Below are 21,068 nucleotides of genomic sequence, written 5' to 3' on the forward strand. Positions count from 1 at the left end.
CACCCATGACCGAAACCCCTGACCTGACCGCAACCATCACCGAGACGGTGCACCGGTACCTGCACCTGATAGCAACGGGCAGCGCCGATCAGATCCTCGAGCTCTTCGCCGACGGAGCCAGCGTCGAAGATCCGGTGGGCACAACACCCCGCGTGGGATCGACCGAGATCCGAGAGTTCTTTTCGGCTCTGGGCGCCCTTGAACGGACGACCACGCTTCAGTCGCTGCGCGTCTGCAGGCAAGAGGCCGCGTTTCAGTTTCGGATTGCCTTCGATGCCGGCGACGGACCGTTGCAACTCGAGCCGATCGACACCATGACCTTCGACGCCGACGGCAAGATCACCTCGGTCAGGTCTTTCTTCGCCGCATCGGACATCCAGGCAGCAGGATGACCGTACCGATTCTTCGTTTCAACTTCGCCTCACCCGGAGGTGATCCCACCTCTAGACGCGAGATCATCTCGGCGGCAATGGAACTGGCAGAGTGGGGCGACCAACGCGGCGTCGCTGCCGTCAGCATCGATGAACACCACGTCACTGGGCACGGCTGGAGCAGCAACCCGGTCATGGCGGCGGCTCTGTTCCTGCAGCGCACCCAGAACCTCTTCCTCAGCATCGACTGCGCACTGGGACCGCTCTGGAACCCTGTACGGCTGGCCGAAGACATCGCATTCGTCGACACCGTGAGCGGTGGAAGATTGCTCACCACCGTCGGACTGGGATATCGCGAAGTCGAATACGATGCGCTGGGTGCGGATTTCAGCCAACGTGCGCCGTTGATGGACCACCTGCTGCACACCATGTTGGCAGCGTGGTCCGGCAGCTCGATCGTGGAAGGCGATCCGACTGCGTGCCTGGCAACTGCCACGTGGACCAAGCCACATCCACCGCTCTATGTCGGCGGCGGGGTACGTGCAACCGCGCGCCGCGCCGTGCGGTTCGGGCTCGGGCTCAGCTTGCCGGCATATCAGCCAGACCTGGCTCGGTACTACGGGGAACTATGTGCGGAGGCTGATGTCGAGCCGCTGCTGATCATGCCCGCGGCCGTCAATCGCGGCATGGTTTACCTTTGCGAGGATCCGGACAAGGCCTGGCAGGAGTTCGGTGACCACATCCTGTGGGAGGCCGTGACCTACGGTGCGTGGTCGCGTGACAGGGCACTGTCATCGATGCACCTGCCCGGCGTTCAGAGCCTCGAGGAAGTGCGAGCTTCGGGCAGGTACCGCTTCCTGACACCGGACGAACTGGTTGCCGAAGTCCGCGATTGCCCTGATTACGGGGCGCTCGTCCTGCACCCCCTCGTCGGGGGTATGCCGATCGACGAAGCGTGGAAGTCGGTACAGCTGCTGACCGACGAAGTCCTGCCGCGATTGGACTGACGTTCGCTTCGCTACGCCTACCGAGAAGCCGAACCCCGCGACATCGAGGTCCAACCGTAGCTGATCAGGTTGGTCAGGTCGTCCACCCACGCCGCGTCCAGCGGGGCGTCATGCCGCACGATGATGCGGAAGATCGCGCTGCCGACAACGACTTCGGCGAGTAGCGGGAGTTCGCCTTCGTTGGTGGGCAAGTCGTCGCTGGGCAGTCCGGTCGTCTGGTCGAGTCTGGTGCGGAAGGTCGCGAGACTGCCGGCGAATCGAGAGATCATTCGGCTGTGCACATCCGGATCGGCGACAGTATCGGCGATCAACGCCGGTAGTGCGACCCGGACCTCGGGGCGGTCGAACATGGTGCGTGTCGCCTCAACCAGCGCCCTGATGTCCCCCGTGGCGTCCCCAGAAGCACTCGGCATGGCCATGGCCTCGTCCGGCAGTATCGCTTCGTGAACAAGCTGCGCCTTGCCCGACCAGCGCCGGTAGATGGCAGCGGTCGTGGTACCTGCGCGAGTCGCGATCGCAGACAACGACAGTGCCGAGTAGCCCGTCTCGAGCAGTAGATCGCGAGTCGCTTGGATGATCGCGGCATCGATCTTGGTGTCGCGCGGCCGACCAGCGGACGACCGGACTGCACCCTTGTCATCGCCGGGTCGATCTGTTCTCATAATTACAATATAACTCGCATCGTATCGATATTGGGAGTGCCGCGTGTTTCTGAGTCCGCTCGACGAGTACCCGATCCATCAGGCGCCGGTGCCCATCAGCGCCCCGGCCACCTCGGATCGCAACTTCTACGATCGCTCGTACTTCAATGTGCTCGATCGCGACGGACGTTTCATGGCGCTGACCGGGATCGGCTACTACCCCCGACTCGGCGTCAAGGACGCATACGTCGTCATCCGGCGAGGAGGCACCCAGACCGCCGTCCGCTTCAGCGACGCGATTGACGGCGACCGCCTCCATCAGAACGTCAACGGATACCGGCTCGACGTCGTCGAACCCCTGCAGGAACTACACCTGACGGTGACGAAAACCGAGGGTATCGAGGTTGACCTCCGCTGGCGTGGCCTTTTCCCGGCCGCTCTGGAACACCCGCATCAGATGCACTCCGAGCGACGAGTGACGTTGCAGGCATGCCGTTTTGCACAACTCGGCACGTGGGACGGTTGGATCGACGTCGACGGCGACCGCCTGAATGTCGACTCGACCAAAACGGTGGGCAGCCGCGACAGGTCGTGGGGAATCCGACCCATCGGTGAGCCGGAGCCGTCGGGCCGACCGGACACCGCATTCGGCGGAATGTGGTGGCTCTATCTTCCGCTGGCATTCGACGACTATCAGATCTTCCTGATCATCCAGGAGGACCCGGATGGGCATCGCAGCCTGTACGACTGCACCCGGCGGTGGCCGGACGGCAGGGTCGAACAGCTCGACGGGGTGCGCGCGACCATCCACTACACGCCAGGCACCCGAATCCCCCACGGCGCGCACATCGAGATGATGACGCGGTCGGGAGATCGACTGCAACTCGACGTCGAGTCGAAGCTGTTCGCGCCCATCGCCTTCGGGTCCGGGTACGGCGGGGATTCGTCCTGGGCGCACGGGACGTGGAAGGGCGGGCCCTTCACCGAACGCGTCTCCTACGACATGACCGATCCCGACGTCCTCGCGCGCGCCCCCTTCAGCCTGATCGACCACGTCGGTCGGGCTGTCTTCACCGACGCGGACGGCAGCACGCACGTAGGCGCGGGACTGTTCGAACACGCCGTCATCGGCCCGCACCACCCGTCGGGGCTCCACGACTGGACCGATGTCGTGGCCGGGGCAGCACAGTGAAGGTTATGACAGCCCTGTTCGGTCCGACCGATGCGGCCGAACGGGCAGGACTCCTGCGGGAGGCCGGGGCCTCCGGCGTCTTCACCTTCGAAGGCCCGCGAGAGGTCTTCACCCCGCTGGTGCTGGCATCGGCGGGCAAGGGCCTCGATCTGATGACCAATGTGGCGATTGCGTTGCCCCGCAACCCGATCCAGCTGGCCCATCAGGCGAACGACCTCCAGGAGATCTCCGAGGGGCGTTTCATCCTCGGCCTCGGCACCCAGATTCGCGCGCAGATCGAGAAACGCTACGGCACCGAGTTCGACCACCCGGTGGCACGGATCAAGGAGATGGTCGGCGCGCTGCGCGCGATCTTCGCCGCCTGGAACGACGGCGAGCGACTCGACTTCCGCGGTGACTTCTTCCACCACACCCTGATGACACCGACGTTCAACCCCGGGCCGAACCCGTTCGGGCCGCCGCCGATCTATCTTGGAGCGCTGGGCCCGCGAATGACCCGGGCCACAGCCGAAGTGGCCGACGGCCTGCTCGTGATGCCGTTCGGATCGAAGCGCTTCCTGCACGAGAAGACCATGCCGGCCGTTCTGGAGGGGTTGACCGCCGCGGGCCGAGACACCGGCGACTTCGCGGTGGTACCGGAGATCATCGTGTCGGTGGGTGAGGATCACACGTCGACGCGGATGCTGCTGGCCTTCTACGGCTCCACACCCGCCTACCGGCCGGTGCTGGATGCGCACGGCTGGGGTGACCTGCAACCCGAGCTGAACGCCATGTCCAAGCAGGGGCGGTGGCAGGAGATGGCCACGTTGATCGATGACGAGGTGCTGCACACGATCGCCGCCTGCGGCACACCGTCCGAGGTGGCCGCGCACATCCGGGACCGCGTGGACGGCGTCTCGGACCGGATCTGTCTCTATCAACCCGGGCCCATCGCCGTGGAGGCGCTGGCCGAGATCATCGACGCGTTGGGCTGAGGAATGCACACCACAACAATTGAGTTCGACGACATCGTCGACGACCGGTTCGGCGGCAAGGCACTCGGGTTGGCCGAGCTGACACGTCTCGGACTATCCGTCCCAACGGGTTTCGTCATCGCCCAGGCTGCCCTGCATACCCTTCCGGATACTGTGACAGACCGGTTCAGCCGGATGCAGGACACAGGTGCGTCACCGGTGGCCGTCAGGTCCTCGGCCACCGGAGAGGACGGCGCCCAGCAGTCGTTCGCCGGGCAGTACGACACCGTGCTCGGCGTCGATTCGATCGAGGACTTCGTCGCGGCTGTCCGCCGGTGCGTTGCCTCCGTCGGGTCCGAACGAGCCTCGTCCTACGCCGGCCAAGACGCTGCGACGATGCACGTGGTCGTTCAACAGATGGTCGATGCCCGGGCGGCGGGAGTGGTCTTCACCGCGGACCCGGCGACCGGCCGTCGGGATCTCATGGTCATCGATGCCATCGCCGGCCTTGGCGAAGCACTCGTCGACGGATCCGCCGTCTCTGACCATTTGGTGCTGACGTCAGACGGCACCCAGGTGGTGCGCGAGGTCGGAGAGGAGCCCGTCCTGTCCGACGAGGATGTCGCCGACATTCGCGCCGGTGCGTTGCGAGCGGCGCAGCACTGGGGCAGGCCAATGGATCTGGAGTGGGCGATCGACCAGGCCGGGCAGCTGCGCTGGCTTCAGGCACGGCCGATCACCACGCTGCCGGGGGACCTCAACGAGATGGACACCCCGGTGGCAGGCCCCACGCACGTCTACACACGATGCAATATCGGCGAGATGATGCCGGGGGCGTTCTGTCCGCTCACCGCATCGGTGTCCGGACATGCGATCGACTACGCGATGCAGATGACCCAGGTGGTGGCACGGGCGCAGGAACGCTACGACAGGCAATGGCTCCAAGTGGGTTACTTCTACGGACACATGTTCTTGAACATGACCGAGGGGACGGCACTGAGTTCGGGGATTCTCGGAAACTCGTTGGAGCAGTTCTCGATGTCGATCTGCGGGCGGGTCATCGACGAACTGGAGGCAAAACCACCAAAGCCGTTTGTCTCCAAGCTGATCAACACGGTTCGGCTCACGTCCCATGCGCTGTCCGCCGGGCCGGCGATCCGGCGGCTCGGTGATCAGATCGCCGCGTTTCCCATCCCCACCAGTCGCGACGCCAAAACGGTTCTCCAGCAGCTGGAGTCCGGTGTCGACCTGTACTGTCACGTCACGCTGGTCCACGTTCGATCCTCCTCCCGCGCTGCGGTGGGCGCGAACGTGCTGGAGAGCTATCTGGTGCGTAGTGCCGTCAAGAGCGGACGCGACGAGAACGAGGGTCAGGCCGAGGCCGTCCGGCTCATGGCGGGTGCCAGCGACGTCGAGAGTGCCGTGATGGTCGACGAACTGCACGCGGTGGTACGAGAGATCGCCGCCGACGACGTGACCGCGGAGCGGTTTCTCTCCGAGGCGCCGTCGGACGCTCTGACCCGACTACGGAACGGCGAGAGCCGCGGTGGTGCGGCGGTGCGGCAGTTCCTGATTCGACACGGTCACCGTGGATACCGCGAGCTGTGCATGCGAGACCCCGCGTGGGCCGAGGACGCTGAGGGGCTCGGCTCGATGATGCAGGTCATGGTGCAGGCTGCGCGTGATTCCGTCGGCGAGAGACCAATTCGCAAACGCGTGGAAACTCCGGGGTCGCGGACGGTCAGGCTGCTTGCGCGTCTGGCCCGGGGCGGTGCCCGCGGACGGGAGGAGACCAAGTCGAAGATGGCGCTGATGGCGCATCGACTCAAGCTCGGTTACCGCCACCTGGGTGAGGTGCTGGCCGACTCCGGGCGCCTTCCCGATGCCGATCTGGTCTTCTTCTTCGATCGCGCGGAGCTGCCCCTGGTGGTGGGCGACGGTGACATCGCAGACCTCGTGCAGCGTGCGCAGCAGCGCCGTGATGCGCTGGCCTTCCAGCAGTCCCTGGAGTTCGAGGACGTCTCGGTCGGACGGCCCGCACCCATCCTGGCCCGACCAGCCGGTGCCGTCACCGACGACCAGATCCCGGGACGGCCGGCAAGCCGCGGGATCGTGGAAGGCACTGTACGCGTGGCGAAATCGATCCAGGATGCACGCGAAGTGCAGCGTGGGGAGATCCTCGTTGCACCCGTCACCGACGTGGGCTGGACACCGTACTTCACCGTGATCGCGGCACTGGTCACCGACATCGGCAGCTCCGTATCACATGGCGCGGTCATCGCACGGGAGTATGGACTGCCATGCGTCGTCAACACCCTGGTGGCCACACAGGTGCTCAAAACCGGCGATCGCGTCAAGGTGGACGGCGACCGAGGCCTGATCACTCGACTCGCGTCTAGTTGAGCGGCCAACGTCCGAGAACTGCCTCGGGAAGGCTCGAAGCAGGTCTCTCCATCTTGGGATCCGTGCAGAATCCGAAAGCGAAGTTGCCCATCGTGTAACCCAGCAAGTCGGTGAGGTCGGGATCAAGGTCTTTCGCGATATCGGGCGGGCACGACAGGAACTGGTTCTCCTCTTGGCGCAGCCAAGCCAGTGAATACGTGACGTTCATGCCGATCCGCATCCCCCTCGACCGGTTCTCACCACCACCGTGAATGACCGATCCTGTGTAGAGGACGACCGATCCGCGAGACATCTCGGCCTGCACACATTCACCCGGCTCTGCGGCACGCTGCGCTTCCGAACCGTCGAATTCCCATCGATGGCTGCCGGGAACGACAGCGGTGGCACCGTTCTCGGCCGTGAAGTCGTTCAGAGCCCAGATCGCGTTGAACTGTGGCTCGATCGATCGCGGCAGACCTCCGCTGCCTTCGAAACCGGTTCCCCGCCCACCCCAGACGAACCGATCCCGGTGCAACGGCTGCGCCGGCTGGCCAGGAAGGATGGTGATGAGCTGCGTCAAGTTGAGTTGAATCCGCTCACAGTACGGCCCGAGCACTGCATTGGCCGCACTCAGCACGAGCGGGTGCATGACGACTGGACGGGATGCGGGGCACAGCGCAACCAGGCCCCCGGTGCGTTTCGTCTTAAGTCCGGCCCACTCGTCGCCGCTGGGCTCGGTCAGCTCGATCAGTGGCTTCACGTCGGCGTCGAGGCGCGCCAGTTCCTCCGATGAGAGGACGTCACGCACGATGCAGGCGCCATCCCGCTCGATCGCCGCGACGATATCTTCGACGGCGCAGTCAGGCCTCAAGGTTTCTAGATTCACTGAAATTCTCGCTTCTCGAAGGTATTCCGACCGTGCGATCGGGCTAAATGCCGAGCACTTCTCGCGCTCGGTCGATCTCTTGGGGGTCGGCCGTCGTCGGGATGAGCCTGAGCTCGTCGAGACCTGCATCGCGCGCGGCATTCACCGCAGTGAGCAGGCCCTCAGCTCCGCAGTTCAACGTCCCGGCGGTCGGGGCTGTCAAGAACGAATCGGTTCCTTCGTCGCCGACGTCTCTGCCCCAGAAGTCCATGACGTGGTCTCTGAGCTGTTCTTGCGGATCCTTGCCGAGTGCGAACCAGATCGGAGCGGAGAAGTGTGGGCGTTCCGTTCTGCCCTCGGCTCGCCATGCCTGCTCCACACGCTCCCGCTGCGCGGCCAATTCCTCGGGGTCGAAGTGAAGTGAATGTGCCGGGTCGCTGACCCCGTCCGCCCACTTCGCCGCTCGTGCAAGCGCTTTCGGTCCGTACACACCCGCGACCAGTGGAATACCGCAGTCCTGCGCAGGCACCGGCCCTACCGGATGGTGCCCTGGCACGGGAGGCTCTTGGGCCCAAACCCGGCGCATCGCCGCCACAGCCTCGTCCATGCGTTGACGCTTGCGGTGCAGCGGGCTACCGACTGCGAGGTAATCCTCATCCCACGCGCCGATCCCGACCCCGACAGTCAGACGTCCGCCCGACAGTACGTCGATGGTCGCCAGGTCCTTGGCGAACAGCACCGGCTCCCGCACCGGGAGCGCGACGACGTCGGTCCACAACCTCACCCGTTCCGTCATCGCTGCCGCAGCGGCGAGCTGCGGAACGACCGACCAACTGACCGGAGAAAGCACGCGATCCCACGTGGCGAGGCCGTCCCACGGCCCCTCGTCAATCTTGCGGTACCACGCCAGCTCCGTCTCACGTCCATGAGGAAAGTGGGTCGGCAGGCCCATTCCGATACGTAGACCGGGGACCGCCGTCGGTGCGGTGCTCAACGGTCCTCGCCGAAGAGCACCTTGTAGGGGTCGATCATGTCAAGGCGGTGCGAACAAATCCCCGCATCCACCCCGTACGGAAAATAGCCCGTGAAGCCACACAGCTCACGCATGCGCTTCGGAAGAACCCGCGCTCGTTCCAGGGATACCGCCAGGGTCTGGGCCTCCTCCGGCTTCATCCAGCCATGCGAGCAGGTCAGGGACATGCCGCGGCGGTAGTAGTCGGTGGTGCGGTTGGCGCCGCCACCGTGAATCAGCTTGCCCGTGAAGAAGAAAGCGCTACCGGCTTCCATCACCACCGGGATCGTGTCCCGGTCGACGTCGAGCGCAAACGGGTCGAGCTCGCAGTCGGGGCGGTGACTGCCGAGGACCACCCGGGTGGCGCCCGACTCCTCCGTGAAGTCCGTGAGCGCGAACATACAACTCGCCATGATGTCGTGCGGCCCACCAGCCAACTCCGGCCAGGTGAGGTCATCTCGGTGGAGAGTCTGGGCAGGCTCGCCCGGGCCGATCTCGATGACCTGCCCGGCACTGTACTGGTGGTCCGTCCCCCAGGTCAGAACCGAAGCGACCCAGCCCTGGTACCGGTCATCGAGTATCGCCTCGACGACAGCGTCACTCTTCGCCACGAGACCCTCGAGCCGTTTTGTGTTCGGCATGAAGCCACCGCCCGGCATAGCACCGAAGTCCCGGACCGGATCCATCCCCACCAGGTAGGGGTCCACGTCCGCATTGATCCGTGCCAGCAAGTCCGCTGAAAGCACGTCCTTGACGATCACCCCGCCATCGCGGTCGGTGATCTCCTTGATCTGGGCCGCGGTGGCCGATGCCGGCAACGTCGTCAGCGTGGACAACTCGCTGGAAGCACTCATAGAGATCCCTTTCTTCGAGGATTTGGCGACCGAGATGGAAGGGGCGCCCGTCGGGGGCGAACGTATCACCGGCGTTCCGTTTAATACAACACTTCGTTGCTTTAGTGTCCACCCAGCGGGAGGTTGGGGACAGTGGCCCGCAAGACCAGCGAGATCAACGACTCCAATCGCTGCGGCGATGTCTCCATACCGCCCAGCAATGCCATTGCGATAAAGGGCGTCATCATGAGGGTCAAGACGCCATATGGATCAACATCGGGGCGGACCTCGCCTCGCGCCACGGCGCGCTCGACCATCGCGAACCATTGCGGCAGCGACCTCCGCCACGCGTCCATGATGAGTTCGTTGAAGTCTGGGTGTTTCCCCGTGGCCACCGCCACCATGATTGCCCGTTCGACAGGCTCTCCCACCAGTTCAGAGACCTCGGTCATGACCCAGCGGACATCGCCCTCCCAGGAGCCCATGTCCGGAGGCGCCATGCGGTAGTCCCAATGGAAGGCCACGGCATCGGTGAGCAAGTCTGTCGAGGTGGGCCACCACCGGTAAACCGTGCCGCGGTTCACTCCCGACCGCTCGGCAACCTGGGATACAGAAAGCTCGACAGCCCCTTCCACCAGCAGATCAAGACACGCGCGCAGAACAGATTCACGGACCCGCTGACTCCGCCCGCCCGGTCGGATGCGCCCACGGGAAGGCCCCCTGGGCCGAACATCGCTCGTAGCCACCTGCGACTCAGCCCTACAGGAGTTGCAGCACTTCGAGGACGTTTCCCTCTACGTCCGTGGCAAAGGCCGCCCTCGCGCCGTGCTCGGGGATCTCGGTGATTCCCTGCGCGACCTGCCCGCCCGCGGCGGCGACACGCGCGCAGAAGGCCTCCAGATCGGAAGTCATGAAGCCCAGAAGAACGTCAGCGCTCTGCGGCGCAGGCGCGCCGTGGAACTTCACCAAGACAAACATCGGCCCGCCATCGTCGGCGGGCGCAAACATGATCTCGGAGCCGCTACGGCCGTTCATCGTCGCCTCGGCCCGCCCGAGTTCGACCATCCCGCAGACCTCGCGATAGAAGTCCGCGCAACGCTCAAGATCGTCGACGACGAGCTTGGTGTGACTGAAGTGCGCCTTGTCGCTTTCCATTCTTTCTTCCTTGTCTTCGATAGCCGGAGGCGGCCACTATAGCAACACATCGTTGCTTTAATGCGAGCGCGGAACCAGCGATTTGACGACATCGCGGGCCCGCGCCATGCTCCATAGACCGAGGACAACGGCATTACTAGGCTGGTTTTACCGACGCGCGCCAGGCGCCCGGCAGAGTCTGAGGATCTACGAGGTCGAGGAAAATGGGCACGCCAACGCGTCGCAACGCGACGGATTCGGCTGGCAAGTCACGGGTTCGGCCCGGCGGACGTAGCGAGCGGGTCCGTGAATCGGTGATGCGTGCATGTCTGGATCTGCTGACCGAGGGGAAGGTCGAGCTGCCGATCGCCGAGGTTGCCGAACGCTCAGGGGTGAACCGCGGCACCGTATACCGATGGTGGCCCACCTCTACAGAGCTGCTGAACGATGCCCTCGCATTCCATGCCCGTCACCGCACGGATGCCCCGGACACCGGTGCGTGGGAGAGCGATGTTCGTGCGCTTATCACCCAACTCGGCTCGCTCGCAGCCGATCCCGTCGAACGCGGGCTCATGGCCACGATGATTTCCGATCGATACCCGTCCCTGAACGACGCGATGATGGGCTGGTACCGGAATGATCTCCCCCATTGGTTCGCGATGATCGGACGCGCTATCGGCCGAGGCGAGGTGGACCCCGGCGTGGATCCGGCCATCGTGCTTCAGATGATGTTGGCACCGGCGGTGTCCATCTCCCTCTTCGAGGGTCGAGCTCTTACGCACGAGGAGATCGACTCCCTCGTGGCACTGGTCTGCCGCGCAACGGCACCTGCGCGCAGCTGAGCAAACGACCGCTACGTCCCTGGTGGCGTCTTGAATTCGTGTCCCGATCAGCGGTCACCTCCACGTTCGAAATTTCGCAGTGCCTCCAGACTCGAGCGAGCGAGACCGCTGAAAGCCTTTAGGAGACAAGAATGCTGACCGACGAACGGCGCCTTGAGCTGTCCGACATCCTGCGTCCCGCCGCCCCACCGCGCGAGCTCACCGACATCTACACCGAAGACCAGAAGCGCAGACTGCTCGACGTCGCCCACACCCAAGGCCCATGGAAGCTGATCATCGCCCAGCACTTCGCCTCGGCCGACGAGTTGATGGCCACCATGAGCGGCGCCTTCCCCGAGGGTTTCACCCCGTCACTGGACCTGTTCCTCACCCCGACGTTCCGCGGTTACCTGGCCAGCTACGGCGCCGTTCTGTACCCCGAGCTGCACGACTGCTTCTACAACGCCGGCTTCATCGAGGAGGCCAAGGGTTACTGGAACGCCGAGTACGCCAAGCCGGAAATGATGCTGTTCAACATCAACGGACCATGCGCCAACCGCGATCCCGGGCACCTGGACTCCCCCAGCTTCCGCGGGGTGCGCCACGAGAACGCCCCCACCTGGTTGTGCAGCGTGATGGGCAAGTCCGGCCTGTTCACCGACTACCTGATCAAGATGGCTCAGGTGATCACCTGGTTCTCCCTCGACGAAGGTTCGGGCTTCACCTACTGGCCCGAGGGTCCGCTCAAGCCGCCGGCCCGGGTACTGCCGCCGATCAACAACCGCGGCGTCGTCGTGCAGAACGAGATGATGGTGCACCGCGGAGAAGCCAACGGCCCATTGGAGCAACAGGTTCCGGCCGGCCTGGCGTTCGATACCGTGTTCACCGGCGACCCGGCAGACCGCGACCAGTGGCTGCTGAAGAACGGCGAAGATGTCATTGCCCGCCACCACACCGACGAGTTGAGGTTCCTCGTCCACTGGTCTGCCGAGGTGTTCTCCGACTACGAAGAACTCAAGAAGAACATGGACGGTTCGGACGACATCACGATCGAACGCGCCATCGGGATGATGGTCGACGATCTCAAGGTCAAGGGCATCAAGCTCGACGTACCCGGCGAGCCGTTGCATGACCCGGCGTTCATCGGAGCGCTCAACGCCGCCTACGACCTCGGTGGCCCCAGCAGCTACCCGGAAGAGGCTCCGATCTCCGCCTTTCAACTCTCCTGATGTCGAAGGGACATCTGATGGACCGTTTCTCAGATCGTCGTGTCATCGTCACCGGCGCGGGGTCGGGTATCGGCGCGGCCACGGTGGCCCGCCTGCTCGACGAAGGTGCGACGGTCGTCGCCTACGACATCTCCGCCGACGGCCTGGCGACGACTGCCGCGGCCGCCGAAGCTGCCGGCACCGCCAAGCAGCTCACCACGGCCGTCCTCGACATCTCCCGCGAGGCGGACGTGATCGCCGCGGTAGACGCTGCCGTCGCCGAGTTGGGCGGGCTTGAGGTCCTGGTCAATGTGGCTGCGATGCAGACCTGTTCGCACACGCACGAAACCACTCTGGAGGAGTGGAACCGCACCTTGGCGGTCAACCTCACCGGCACCTTCCTGATGACACGTCAGGCGCTCCCGGCGCTGCTGGAATCGGGACGGGGTGTCGTCGTGAACTTCACGTCCACCGCTGCGACGTTCGCGCACCCCTACATGGCGGCGTATGCAGCCAGTAAGGGCGGCATCCTCAGCTTCACCCACTCACTGGCACTGGAGTACTCGAAGCAGGGTCTGCGCGCGGTCAACATCCAGCCGGGTGGGGTGTCAACGGCCCTGGCCAACAGCACGCTGGACAAGATGCCGGAGGGATACGACCTGGGCCTCTGGGCCAAGCAGACCCCGCTGTTGCACGGCACCGAAAGCGAAATCCTCGGGGACCCAGGCGCAGTAGCATCGGTCATCGCCATGGTCGCCTCTGATGACGGTGCGTTCATCACCGGCACTGAGATTCGCGTCGACGGCGGCGCGCACGCCTGAGCAGTGGGAGGATTTTGGCATGGATTCAGTCGCCCTGAGGGTGCTACGCGATGAGCGAGACATCGAACGGGCGCTGAATCTGTTCGCCCGCGCCATGGACAACCGGGACTGGGCGGCGATGGCCGCGATCCTGGCCGACGATGTCGAAGGAGATTTCGGCACCGGACGCCTGGTGGGCGTTGCCGCGATTGTCGACATGATTCGCGGATTCCTCGACAATTGTGGCCCCACCCAACATCTGTTGGGAAACATCATCATCGATGTCGTCGACGACACCGCCACGAGTAAGGCCTACATCCGCGACGTTCACCTGAATGCGGCCGGCGACCCGTCGACCCGCTTCTACACGCTGGGCGACTACCACGACACCTGGCGGCGGGACAGCGATGGTCGTTGGCGTATCACCGAGCGCATCAAGGCCAACCGTGCGCATGTGGGTCCGCTGGAAATCTTTGGTAGCTAGTGCCCGGTCAGCGAGAGCGCGGGTGCTCAAACAGCTGAGGCGAACCTAGTGTTGTCATCGTGAGGTCATCTGAGTTGAATGTGGAGACGACGTGCCTGATGACCCCCGAATCATACTCGGGGACAACAGAACTCACGGCGCGCCGGATGGCCCGTCGCGAGCGGATCGTCAATGCCGCGACGTCACTGGCTCTCCAGGGCTACGACGCATGCCAGATCCGTACAGTCGCCGCGACGGCGGGCATGTCGGCCAGCACTGTGTACCAATACTTCCCATCGAAGGACGACCTGCTGCTCGCATGTTTTTACGAATGGCTGTGGGATTTCGAAACTGAGTATCGTTGCGGCACCAGCGACACGGATCCGTTTCAGCGTCTGCTGCAGGTCTCCCTGGCCCTCACCGGCAGGCTCTGCTCGTCACCACAATTTGCCGAAGCCATGATTCGCCCGTACCTCTATGCCGACGGCGCTGCTGCGACCCAGGCCGACCTGGTGCGACGGCAGACCGTTCGGATCTTTGTTCGTGCCGTCGGAGGCGAAAATTCAGCGACGAGAGAGATCGGCGCTGCCGAAATCCTCTCCGACGTCTGGATGTCCAATGTCGCAGCATTCGCTCAGCAGCGCATCGCGGTGGCGGAACTGTCAGAACGGATCGCCCGTACCGTCGGCCTCCTGAAGGGGTAGCCGACGGTCTCCGGGCTTCACGACGTCTCGTCGACGACCCTCAACGCTCCCGAACTCACTGCGTCGACGATGGAAACACCCAAAGCCGAGCAGGCGAGGAACAAACCGTGCCCACCGTCGCCGACCAACTGTGCCGCTGTGCAACGCTCTTCGCAGCGGGCCAGGGCAGTACCGGTCCACTGAACGCTGGTCTGGTTCCAGCTGCTCTTGCGCACCTCGACACCGGCGCCACAGCGCGCGCACGTCACCGGCGTCATCGGCGCGTCGTCGAGACGATTGTCCGGGCGGACAGCCATCTTCACCCCACGGACCCGGAGGTGGCGGCGCGGGCAGCGAGATTGGCTTCGACTTCCCTCATCCAAGCCTCATACGGCCGGGTCGTGTCCAGCTCGAATTCGAAGCGGTCCACCATGTCCGGCGCGACGTCCGCCGCATCGACGTAGAACTGCTCATACCAGCGCCGCAGCTGGTACACCGGCCCGTCCTCTTCCACGAGCAGCGGATTGTCGATCCGGGTCTTGTTGCGCCAGATCTCGACGTCCTGCTCGAATCCCATCTTGACGAAGTCGCCGAGTGCGATGGCGGTCTCCATGGCGAGTTCCTCCGGCATGGCAGCATTCTTTTCCACCACGATGCCGTACTGCAGCACAAAAGAATTGGCGTCGATCGGGTAGTGGCAGTTGATCAAGACCGTGCGCTGGTCGAACTCCTGGTAGTGATAGGTCAGATCATCGATCATGAACGACGGGCCATGGTAGGCGGCCAGCGAGGTGGTGCCGAGCAGCTTGGACCCCTCGGGATCGCCGATATCCGGCCGGCCCGCACTCTTCATGTACTGAGTCGCGACTTGGCCTTCGAAAATGTTCTTGAAATGCGTGGGAAGCGAACCGTGGATGTAGAAGAAATGCGCCATGTCGACGACGTTGTCGATGATCTCGCGGCAGTTTGTGTTGACGACCGTGGTGTACCAGTGCCATTCGGTCCACCCATCGCTGGTGGCCCCCTCGATGCGCGGAATAGTCACATCCGCCGGCGGCGGCTTGCGCTCGGGGTCATTCCAGACGAACAGCATGCCGTCCTGCTCCATCGTGGGCCAGGCAGCGGTTCTCGCCAATCGGGGGGTGCGCTTGCTGTAGGGCACCATCTTGCAGCGGCCGTCGCCGCCCCAGCGCCAATCGTGGAACGGGCAAGCGATCTCGTTGCCCTTCACCGTCCCCTGCGAGAGGTCCCCGCCCATATGCCGGCAGTACCCGTCGAGCACGTTGATGGCGCCGTCCTCCCCCCGGAACACCACCAGCTTCTGCCCGAAGGCGTTGATCTGGTGAGGCTTTCCATCACCGAATTCGCGGACCAGCCCCAGGCAGTGCCAGCCGCGGGCGAATCTGGTGGGTACCGAACCGGCCTCGATCAACCGAATTTCGTCGGTATCTGCGTGCGTCGTCATGGCCCCATTGAACTGCGATGACACACCGGCGGGAAGGTCAGTGTTCCGCTCAACAGGAGACCAGAATCAACTTTGCCGGTTATCGCCCTATCGTCTTCGGTCGTGACCGCCACCACCCACAAGACCATTCCCGCCGGGCTGCCCGTTGCCGCCACCGACGTAGACCTTCTCGTCGTCGGATCCGGTACCGGCCTCGCCGCCGCCCTGGCAGCCCGCGAGCAGGGGTTGTCCGTTCTCGTCGTCGAGAAGTCGTCCTACGTCGGCGGCTCGACGGCCCGATCCGGTGGTGCGCTCTGGTTGCCGTCGAGCCCGGTGATCGAGGACTGCGGCGGCAACGACCCCGTGTCTCGGGCACACACGTACCTGGAATCGGTCGTCGGGGATTCCGCGCCACAGGAGCGTTCCGCCGCATACCTCGACAACCTGCCGGCAACGGTCGAAATGTTGCGCCGAACCACGCCCATGAAGCTGTTCTGGGCCAAGGAGTACTCCGACTATCACCCCGAGGCACCCGGTGGATCGGCGGCAGGGCGCACTTGTGAATGTCGCCCGTTCAACACGGCTGTGCTCGGCGAATACCTGGCCGACCTGCGGCCCGGTGTCATGGAAGTCAAGATTCCGATGCCGACCACAGGTGCCGACTACCGCTGGCTGAACCTGATGAGCCGGGTGCCACGAAAAGGGTTGCCCACCATCGCCAAACGACTTGCCCAGGGCATCGGCGGGCTCGCGCTCGGCAGGCGCTACGCCGCCGGCGGCCAGGCGCTGGCCGCGGGCCTGTTCGCCGGAGCAATTCGTGCCGGCATCCCGATCTGGCTCGACACCTCCCTGACCGAGCTGGTCACCGACGGAGGCCGAGTCACCGGCGCCGTCGTCGAGCATGGCGACAAGACGTTCACCGTCACCGCGCGGCGCGGTGTCGTGCTCGCGGCCGGCGGCTTCGATCACCACATGGACATGCGCCACAAGTTCCAATCCGAGTCTCTGGGAAGCAATCTCAGCCTGGGTGCAGAATCCAACACCGGCGACGCCATCCGATTGGGCCAGGATGTCGGTGCCGACATCACTTTGATGGATCAATCCTGGTGGTTTCCCGCCGTCGCCCCACTGCCGGGCGCCGCCCCAGCGGTGATGCTCGCCGAACGATCGCTGCCCGGATCGTTCATCGTCGACCAGGACGGTCATCGGTTCGCCAACGAATCGGCCGACTACATGAGCTTCGGGCAACGCGTCCTGGAGCTCGAAAAAGCCGGTACGCCGGTCGAAGACATGTGGATCGTCTTCGACCAGCAGTACCGCAACAGCTACGTCTTTGCCGCCGAACTGTTTCCACGCATGCCGATCCCACAGACCTGGTACGACGCCGGAATCGCGGTCAAGGCAGACAATTTCACCGAGCTGGCAGCCAAGATGCGGGTGCCGCAGGACAGCTTCTCGGCCACCGTCAGGCGATTCAACGAGAACTCGTTCGCCGGTGAGGATCCCGACTTCGAACGCGGCCGCAGCGCCTACGACCGTTACTACGGCGACCCCACGGTCACACCGAACCCCAACCTGCGCCCGCTGGTCAAAGGCCCGTTCTACGCGGTAAAGATGGTGCTGAGCGACCTGGGTACGTGCGGCGGTCTGCGAGCCGACGCCCACGCCCACGTGCTTCGCGAGGACGGCACCGTCATCGACGGGCTCTACGCGATCGGCAACACCGCCGCCAACGCATTCGGCCACACCTATCCCGGTGCCGGGGCGACCATCGCGCAGGGATTGGTCTACGGCTACATCGCCGCACTCGACGCTGCCGGAAGATAACCGGCCCGAAATACCGAAGGACGGAGTTCAGTCGGCGTCTTCGGCGTCGGCTTTCCGTTCGATCTCATACCAGTAGGCGGGATCTGGCCACGGTATCTTCGCGCCTTCACCGACTTTCGGGAATTTGGCTTCGGCTTCGTCGAGATCTTTGATCAGCTGCAGGGTGAGTTCCCGCTCGGACGCGTAGTAGCGATCCGCCCAATCCAACGCGATCTTGGCATATGCCCACGCTGGGTCGGCTCCGGACCAACGGGCCTCCTTGGCGGCATCTCGTTGCATCCCATCCACGTAGGCAAGATGCTCCTGCAGCATCTGCTTCAGCGTGGCGGGGTCACTCAGGTGACCCATCGTCACCCGCATGAGCGCCGGGTGCTTCAACGACGGCGGATCCGGCGGTGTCTTCCTGGCCCACTGCGTGACGGCATCCAGACCGGATTCGGTGATCTTGTAGAGCCGGCGGTTTCGCGTGCCGGTCCCGTCCACCCGCGAGGTCAGGTAACCCATCTTTTCCAGCTTCTTCAGATCGGAGTAGATCTGGCTGTAAGCCGGACTGCCGTAGTAATAGCGCATGCTCCAGTGGAGCCATTTGCGGATGTCGTAGCCGGAGAGTTCTTGCTCATACGACAGCAACCCGAGCAGCGCCCAGCTGGTGGCGGCGAGCGCCGGCTTGGCTGCCTGCTCGGATTCTTCCATGGTGCAAGGGTAACAATCGAGGTCACGACACTTGTCCGTCCGAACCGCTGACCGGGAGACACCGTTGCCCGCGGTCCATGTCTCGACGAATCTGGTTGATGACAACAGATGAGGGAGACGCAGCGATGGGATTCGATAGCACTGCGACACTGGGCAGCCCACCCCAACGACCAGGCCCCCAGGACATGCGGGCGGTGCTCGGCCACTTCTGCACCGGCATCGCTGTCATCACCGGTCAGGACGGGCAGCGACCACTGGGTTTCACCTGTCAATCGGTGACATCAGTGTCGCTGGAGCCGCCCTATGTGTCCTTCTGCCCGTCGCGATCCTCCTCGACGTGGCCGCTGATCCGAGCTTCCGGCCGGATGTGTATCAACATCCTGGCCGACCATCAGCAAGCGGTATGCGCCCAGTTCGCACGCAGCAGCGCGGACAAGTTCGCCGGAGTCCAATGGAGCCCGGCCAACAATGGCGCCCCACGCCTGCACGGCACGTTGGCCACCATCGAAGCCGACCTCGAGTACGAGCACGGCGCGGGTGACCACACCATCGTCGTCGCCCACGTCACCTCGTTGAGCGCCCACGACGGCCAGCCATTGTTGTTCTACCGCGGCGATTACGGTGGCTTCGATGACCGGCGACTCGATTCCACGACGGAGTGAGGGATTGTCCATACACAGCGAAACCGATGTCCCAGAAGCGCTTTACGCGTCCATCACCGATTCCGTCCGCCGACTCGTCGATGCGACCATCCGGAGTCAAGCCGATCTCGACACCCTCCTGTCCGCCAAAGCGAAGATCGATGCGGCAGCAGGCGAACTCAGCCAGTCGCTGATCCCTGGTTCGTTCGGCGTCCAACAGGCAGTCGGCGGCCAGTCACTGGCGTGGGGGAACGCCGTCATCGGGCTCCGCAATGCCTTGGCTCCACCGTTGGTGGTCCACCATGAACCCGACGGCCGAGTGTGGGCGGAGGTGACGCTCGGCGCAGCCTACGAAGGGCCCGCCGGCCACGTGCACGGTGGGATCTGCGCGCTGCTGCTCGACCACGTCCTCGGCGCAACCGCGCACCAGCCGGGGCGGCCTGCGGTGACCGGCACACTCACCCTCCGCTACGAAGCCGGGACCCGGCTCGGACCTGTTCGCGCCGAGGCGCACATCGACCGGGTAGAGGGAGTCAAGACTTTTGCCGTCGGCCACCTCGCCACCTCGGACGGCATCACGGTCCGCGCTGAAGGTGTCTTCTTTCATCCACGCCGACCTGCCGGATAGCAGTCACGGCACTACTATCGCGGGGTGACCACGCCCGGCGGGCTGCAGCGCAGGCTCGGGACCACCGACGCTGTCGTGATCGGCCTGGGCTCCATGGTGGGTGCGGGCATTTTCGCCGCCCTGGCCCCGGCAGCAGCCGCGGCCGGCAGCGGACTGCTCATCGGCCTCGCCGTCGCCGCCGTCGTCGCCTACTGCAACGCGACGTCCTCGGCGAGGTTGGCCGCGCTCTACCCGCAGTCCGGCGGCACCTACGTCTACGGGCGCGAACGACTCGGCGAGTTCTGGGGTTACACGGCCGGGTGGAGTTTCATCGTCGGCAAGACCGCGTCGTGTGCGGCGATGGCTTTGACGGTCGGGCTCTACGTCTGGCCCCAATGGGCACATGCCGTGGCGGTGGCCGCCGTCGTGGCGTTGACGGTCGTGAACTACACCGGTATCCAGAAGTCGGCCTTGCTCACCCGGATCATCGTCGCGTGCGTGCTGGCGGTCCTGGCCGCGGTCGTGGTGATCATCGCGGGTTCCGGCAGCACCGACCTCTCCCGACTGGATATTGGTGACGATGTCGGCGCCCGCGGTGTACTCCAAGCCGCGGGCCTGTTGTTCTTCGCATTCGCCGGTTACGCCCGGATCGCCACGCTGGGTGAAGAAGTCCAGGACCCGGCGCGCACCATCCCGCGCGCGATTCCGATCGCACTCGGTATCGCGCTGGTGATCTACGCGGTGGTGGCCGTCGCGGCGCTATCGGTCCTGGGCAGTTCCGGCCTGGCATCCGCACCCGCACCGCTGGCCGATGCGGTGGCCGCGGCAGGCGCCCCGCAGTGGCAACCCGTGGTGCGGGCCGGAGCTGCGGTGGCGGCGCTGGGCTCGCTGCTGGCCCTGATCCTCGGGGTGTCGCGCACGACGCTGGCGATGGCTCGCGACCATCACCTGCCGCACGCATTGGCCGCCGTCCACCCGCGGTTCGCTGTGCCCCACCGGGCCGAGGTGCTGGTCGGCATTGTCGTGGCCATCATGGCCGCCGTGGTGGATCTGCGTGGGGCGATAGGGTTTTCGTCGTTCGCGGTGCTGCTGTACTACGCGATCGCGAATGTGTCGGCGTGGACGCTGGAGCCCGAAAACCGGTGGCGTCGCGTGATCCCGGCCGCCGGCCTCATCGGCTGTCTGGTGCTGGCCTTCTCGCTGCCCCTGGCCTCGGTGCTCGCCGGGCTTGCGGTGGTGGCGATCGGCGCGGTGATCTACGCCGTGCGCCGGCACTGACCGTCGCCGAGTGGCCAGTTAAGACACGGACTTTCACGAACAGCGTGATACAAGTGGCCGCTCGGCTACGAACCGCAGCGCGTCGACGGCCATCGGCACCAGCGTCGCGACCGTCACCCCGGCCAGGACGTCCCCGCGCAGCCAGGACCGCTGGTAGCCGGCGAACTGCACCAGTCCGGGGAGCCAACGCGCCAGGTTCGGTTTCATCAGGAT

At 64.7% G+C, this 21,068-nt stretch carries 24 protein-coding genes; 14 read left to right on the forward strand and 10 right to left on the reverse strand.

Going from position 1 to position 21,068, the window contains the following annotated elements:
* The first annotated feature begins 5 nt into the window (after positions 1-5).
* Both AC4ELS_RS13985 and AC4ELS_RS13990 read left to right on the forward strand, forming a co-directional pair.
* Entirely contained in the window at positions 6-392 is a 387-nt protein-coding gene (locus AC4ELS_RS13985) for a nuclear transport factor 2 family protein (protein WP_448444048.1), read from the forward strand.
* On the forward strand, positions 389-1,378 hold the full coding sequence (locus AC4ELS_RS13990) for an LLM class flavin-dependent oxidoreductase (RefSeq protein ID WP_448444050.1): 990 nt from the start codon (positions 389-391) through the stop codon (positions 1,376-1,378). The genes AC4ELS_RS13985 and AC4ELS_RS13990 overlap by 4 nt, the downstream gene beginning before the upstream one ends.
* A 17-nt stretch (positions 1,379-1,395) precedes the next feature.
* Here AC4ELS_RS13990 and AC4ELS_RS13995 read toward each other — a convergent pair whose 3' ends face one another.
* Positions 1,396-2,040 (reverse strand): TetR-like C-terminal domain-containing protein, encoded by a 645-nt coding sequence (locus AC4ELS_RS13995; protein WP_448444052.1) that lies wholly within the window; start codon positions 2,038-2,040, stop codon positions 1,396-1,398.
* A 43-nt stretch (positions 2,041-2,083) separates the two neighbouring features.
* Between AC4ELS_RS13995 and AC4ELS_RS14000 the strand changes: the two genes are divergently transcribed.
* Genes AC4ELS_RS14000 through AC4ELS_RS14010 form a run of 3 tightly spaced genes read left to right on the forward strand, consistent with a single transcriptional unit; the run spans position 2,084 to position 6,567 of the window.
* Positions 2,084-3,211, forward strand: a complete 1,128-nt coding sequence (locus AC4ELS_RS14000; RefSeq protein ID WP_448444054.1) for an Rv3169 family protein — start codon at positions 2,084-2,086, stop codon at positions 3,209-3,211.
* Positions 3,208-4,185: a TIGR03617 family F420-dependent LLM class oxidoreductase gene (locus AC4ELS_RS14005; protein ID WP_448444056.1), complete on the forward strand. Its 978-nt coding sequence runs from the start codon at positions 3,208-3,210 to the stop codon at positions 4,183-4,185. Before AC4ELS_RS14000 ends, AC4ELS_RS14005 begins: the two co-directional genes overlap by 4 nt.
* 3 nt (positions 4,186-4,188) lie before the next feature.
* Positions 4,189-6,567, forward strand: a complete 2,379-nt coding sequence (locus AC4ELS_RS14010) for a PEP/pyruvate-binding domain-containing protein (RefSeq protein WP_499047799.1) — start codon at positions 4,189-4,191, stop codon at positions 6,565-6,567.
* Here the strand turns inward: AC4ELS_RS14010 and AC4ELS_RS14015 are convergent.
* The 5 genes from AC4ELS_RS14015 to AC4ELS_RS14035 all read right to left on the reverse strand — a co-directional run bounded on the left by AC4ELS_RS14015 (position 6,560) and on the right by AC4ELS_RS14035 (position 10,411).
* The gene (locus tag AC4ELS_RS14015; protein ID WP_499047801.1) at positions 6,560-7,432 is read right to left on the reverse strand and encodes a phytanoyl-CoA dioxygenase family protein; all 873 of its coding nucleotides are present in this window, start codon (positions 7,430-7,432) and stop codon (positions 6,560-6,562) included. The genes AC4ELS_RS14010 and AC4ELS_RS14015 overlap by 8 nt on opposite strands.
* Positions 7,433-7,475: 43 nt before the next feature.
* A complete protein-coding gene (locus AC4ELS_RS14020; protein WP_499047802.1) occupies positions 7,476-8,405 on the reverse strand; it encodes an LLM class flavin-dependent oxidoreductase in 930 nt (309 codons plus the stop codon).
* Positions 8,402-9,277, reverse strand: coding sequence for a phytanoyl-CoA dioxygenase family protein (locus AC4ELS_RS14025; protein WP_498886102.1), 876 nt, complete (start codon positions 9,275-9,277; stop codon positions 8,402-8,404). Before AC4ELS_RS14025 ends, AC4ELS_RS14020 begins: the two co-directional genes overlap by 4 nt.
* 101 nt (positions 9,278-9,378) lie before the next feature.
* Positions 9,379-9,891, reverse strand: coding sequence for a TetR/AcrR family transcriptional regulator (locus tag AC4ELS_RS14030; RefSeq protein WP_499047804.1), 513 nt, complete (start codon positions 9,889-9,891; stop codon positions 9,379-9,381).
* A 124-nt stretch (positions 9,892-10,015) separates the two neighbouring features.
* Positions 10,016-10,411: a VOC family protein gene (locus tag AC4ELS_RS14035; protein WP_499047805.1), complete on the reverse strand. Its 396-nt coding sequence runs from the start codon at positions 10,409-10,411 to the stop codon at positions 10,016-10,018.
* Between the two features lie 203 nt (positions 10,412-10,614).
* On the opposite strand from AC4ELS_RS14035, the gene AC4ELS_RS14040 reads away from it, so the two are divergent.
* The 5 genes from AC4ELS_RS14040 (at position 10,615) to AC4ELS_RS14060 (ending at position 14,386) form a co-directional block, all read left to right on the forward strand.
* A complete protein-coding gene (locus tag AC4ELS_RS14040; RefSeq protein WP_499047807.1) occupies positions 10,615-11,232 on the forward strand; it encodes a TetR/AcrR family transcriptional regulator C-terminal ligand-binding domain-containing protein in 618 nt (205 codons plus the stop codon).
* A 131-nt stretch (positions 11,233-11,363) separates the two neighbouring features.
* On the forward strand, positions 11,364-12,440 hold the full coding sequence (locus AC4ELS_RS14045) for a hypothetical protein (protein ID WP_448444072.1): 1,077 nt from the start codon (positions 11,364-11,366) through the stop codon (positions 12,438-12,440).
* Positions 12,441-12,457: 17 nt separating this feature from the next.
* Positions 12,458-13,240, forward strand: coding sequence for an SDR family NAD(P)-dependent oxidoreductase (locus AC4ELS_RS14050; protein ID WP_499047808.1), 783 nt, complete (start codon positions 12,458-12,460; stop codon positions 13,238-13,240).
* Between the two features lie 19 nt (positions 13,241-13,259).
* Positions 13,260-13,703 carry a nuclear transport factor 2 family protein gene (locus tag AC4ELS_RS14055; RefSeq protein ID WP_064961051.1) on the forward strand — a complete coding sequence of 148 codons (444 nt, stop codon included), beginning with the start codon at positions 13,260-13,262 and terminating at the stop codon, positions 13,701-13,703.
* 59 nt (positions 13,704-13,762) lie between these two features.
* Entirely contained in the window at positions 13,763-14,386 is a 624-nt protein-coding gene (locus AC4ELS_RS14060; RefSeq protein ID WP_499047810.1) for a TetR/AcrR family transcriptional regulator, read from the forward strand.
* A 17-nt stretch (positions 14,387-14,403) separates the two neighbouring features.
* Here AC4ELS_RS14060 and AC4ELS_RS14065 read toward each other — a convergent pair whose 3' ends face one another.
* Together AC4ELS_RS14065 and AC4ELS_RS14070 are read right to left on the reverse strand one after the other, a co-directional pair.
* Positions 14,404-14,682, reverse strand: coding sequence for a hypothetical protein (locus AC4ELS_RS14065; protein ID WP_064878246.1), 279 nt, complete (start codon positions 14,680-14,682; stop codon positions 14,404-14,406).
* A 2-nt stretch (positions 14,683-14,684) separates the two neighbouring features.
* Complete coding sequence (locus tag AC4ELS_RS14070; protein WP_448444084.1) at positions 14,685-15,830, reverse strand: 3-ketosteroid-9-alpha-monooxygenase, oxygenase component; 1,146 nt, start codon at positions 15,828-15,830, stop codon at positions 14,685-14,687.
* A 102-nt stretch (positions 15,831-15,932) separates the two neighbouring features.
* On the opposite strand from AC4ELS_RS14070, the gene AC4ELS_RS14075 reads away from it, so the two are divergent.
* On the forward strand, positions 15,933-17,636 hold the full coding sequence (locus AC4ELS_RS14075) for a 3-ketosteroid-delta-1-dehydrogenase (protein WP_448444086.1): 1,704 nt from the start codon (positions 15,933-15,935) through the stop codon (positions 17,634-17,636).
* A gap of 27 nt (positions 17,637-17,663) precedes the next feature.
* On the opposite strand, the gene AC4ELS_RS14080 is transcribed toward AC4ELS_RS14075, so the two are convergent.
* Positions 17,664-18,329, reverse strand: a complete 666-nt coding sequence (locus AC4ELS_RS14080; protein WP_064878240.1) for a PadR family transcriptional regulator — start codon at positions 18,327-18,329, stop codon at positions 17,664-17,666.
* Between the two features lie 125 nt (positions 18,330-18,454).
* Here AC4ELS_RS14080 and AC4ELS_RS14085 point away from each other — a divergent pair, with 125 nt between their 5' ends.
* From AC4ELS_RS14085 to AC4ELS_RS14095, 3 genes are read left to right on the forward strand one after another with little or no spacing between them, the layout of a single operon-like run.
* On the forward strand, positions 18,455-18,991 hold the full coding sequence (locus AC4ELS_RS14085) for a flavin reductase family protein (protein WP_499047812.1): 537 nt from the start codon (positions 18,455-18,457) through the stop codon (positions 18,989-18,991).
* The gene (locus AC4ELS_RS14090; protein WP_499047814.1) at positions 18,960-19,598 is read left to right on the forward strand and encodes a PaaI family thioesterase; all 639 of its coding nucleotides are present in this window, start codon (positions 18,960-18,962) and stop codon (positions 19,596-19,598) included. Before AC4ELS_RS14085 ends, AC4ELS_RS14090 begins: the two co-directional genes overlap by 32 nt.
* A 24-nt stretch (positions 19,599-19,622) precedes the next feature.
* Positions 19,623-20,855 carry an APC family permease gene (locus tag AC4ELS_RS14095; protein ID WP_448444093.1) on the forward strand — a complete coding sequence of 411 codons (1,233 nt, stop codon included), beginning with the start codon at positions 19,623-19,625 and terminating at the stop codon, positions 20,853-20,855.
* Positions 20,856-20,888: 33 nt separating this feature from the next.
* Here AC4ELS_RS14095 and AC4ELS_RS14100 read toward each other — a convergent pair whose 3' ends face one another.
* The gene (locus tag AC4ELS_RS14100; protein WP_499047816.1) at positions 20,889-21,062 is read right to left on the reverse strand and encodes a hypothetical protein; all 174 of its coding nucleotides are present in this window, start codon (positions 21,060-21,062) and stop codon (positions 20,889-20,891) included.
* Between the last annotated feature and the right edge of the window lie 6 nt (positions 21,063-21,068).

This window comes from Mycobacterium shunyiense (assembly GCF_058270035.1).

Coding starts and splice junctions, on each gene's coding strand:
- AC4ELS_RS13985 (WP_448444048.1), top strand. CDS start 6: ATGACCGAAACCCCTGACCTGACCGCAACCATCACCGAGACGGTGCAC.
- AC4ELS_RS13990 (WP_448444050.1), top strand. CDS start 389: ATGACCGTACCGATTCTTCGTTTCAACTTCGCCTCACCCGGAGGTGAT.
- AC4ELS_RS13995 (WP_448444052.1), bottom strand. CDS start 2,040: ATGAGAACAGATCGACCCGGCGATGACAAGGGTGCAGTCCGGTCGTCC.
- AC4ELS_RS14010 (WP_499047799.1), top strand. CDS start 4,189: ATGCACACCACAACAATTGAGTTCGACGACATCGTCGACGACCGGTTC.
- AC4ELS_RS14025 (WP_498886102.1), bottom strand. CDS start 9,277: ATGAGTGCTTCCAGCGAGTTGTCCACGCTGACGACGTTGCCGGCATCG.
- AC4ELS_RS14035 (WP_499047805.1), bottom strand. CDS start 10,411: ATGGAAAGCGACAAGGCGCACTTCAGTCACACCAAGCTCGTCGTCGAC.
- AC4ELS_RS14040 (WP_499047807.1), top strand. CDS start 10,615: ATGGGCACGCCAACGCGTCGCAACGCGACGGATTCGGCTGGCAAGTCA.
- AC4ELS_RS14045 (WP_448444072.1), top strand. CDS start 11,364: ATGCTGACCGACGAACGGCGCCTTGAGCTGTCCGACATCCTGCGTCCC.
- AC4ELS_RS14050 (WP_499047808.1), top strand. CDS start 12,458: ATGGACCGTTTCTCAGATCGTCGTGTCATCGTCACCGGCGCGGGGTCG.
- AC4ELS_RS14055 (WP_064961051.1), top strand. CDS start 13,260: ATGGATTCAGTCGCCCTGAGGGTGCTACGCGATGAGCGAGACATCGAA.
- AC4ELS_RS14065 (WP_064878246.1), bottom strand. CDS start 14,682: ATGGCTGTCCGCCCGGACAATCGTCTCGACGACGCGCCGATGACGCCG.
- AC4ELS_RS14070 (WP_448444084.1), bottom strand. CDS start 15,830: ATGACGACGCACGCAGATACCGACGAAATTCGGTTGATCGAGGCCGGT.
- AC4ELS_RS14080 (WP_064878240.1), bottom strand. CDS start 18,329: ATGGAAGAATCCGAGCAGGCAGCCAAGCCGGCGCTCGCCGCCACCAGC.
- AC4ELS_RS14085 (WP_499047812.1), top strand. CDS start 18,455: ATGGGATTCGATAGCACTGCGACACTGGGCAGCCCACCCCAACGACCA.
- AC4ELS_RS14090 (WP_499047814.1), top strand. CDS start 18,960: ATGACCGGCGACTCGATTCCACGACGGAGTGAGGGATTGTCCATACAC.
- AC4ELS_RS14100 (WP_499047816.1), bottom strand. CDS start 21,062: ATGAAACCGAACCTGGCGCGTTGGCTCCCCGGACTGGTGCAGTTCGCC.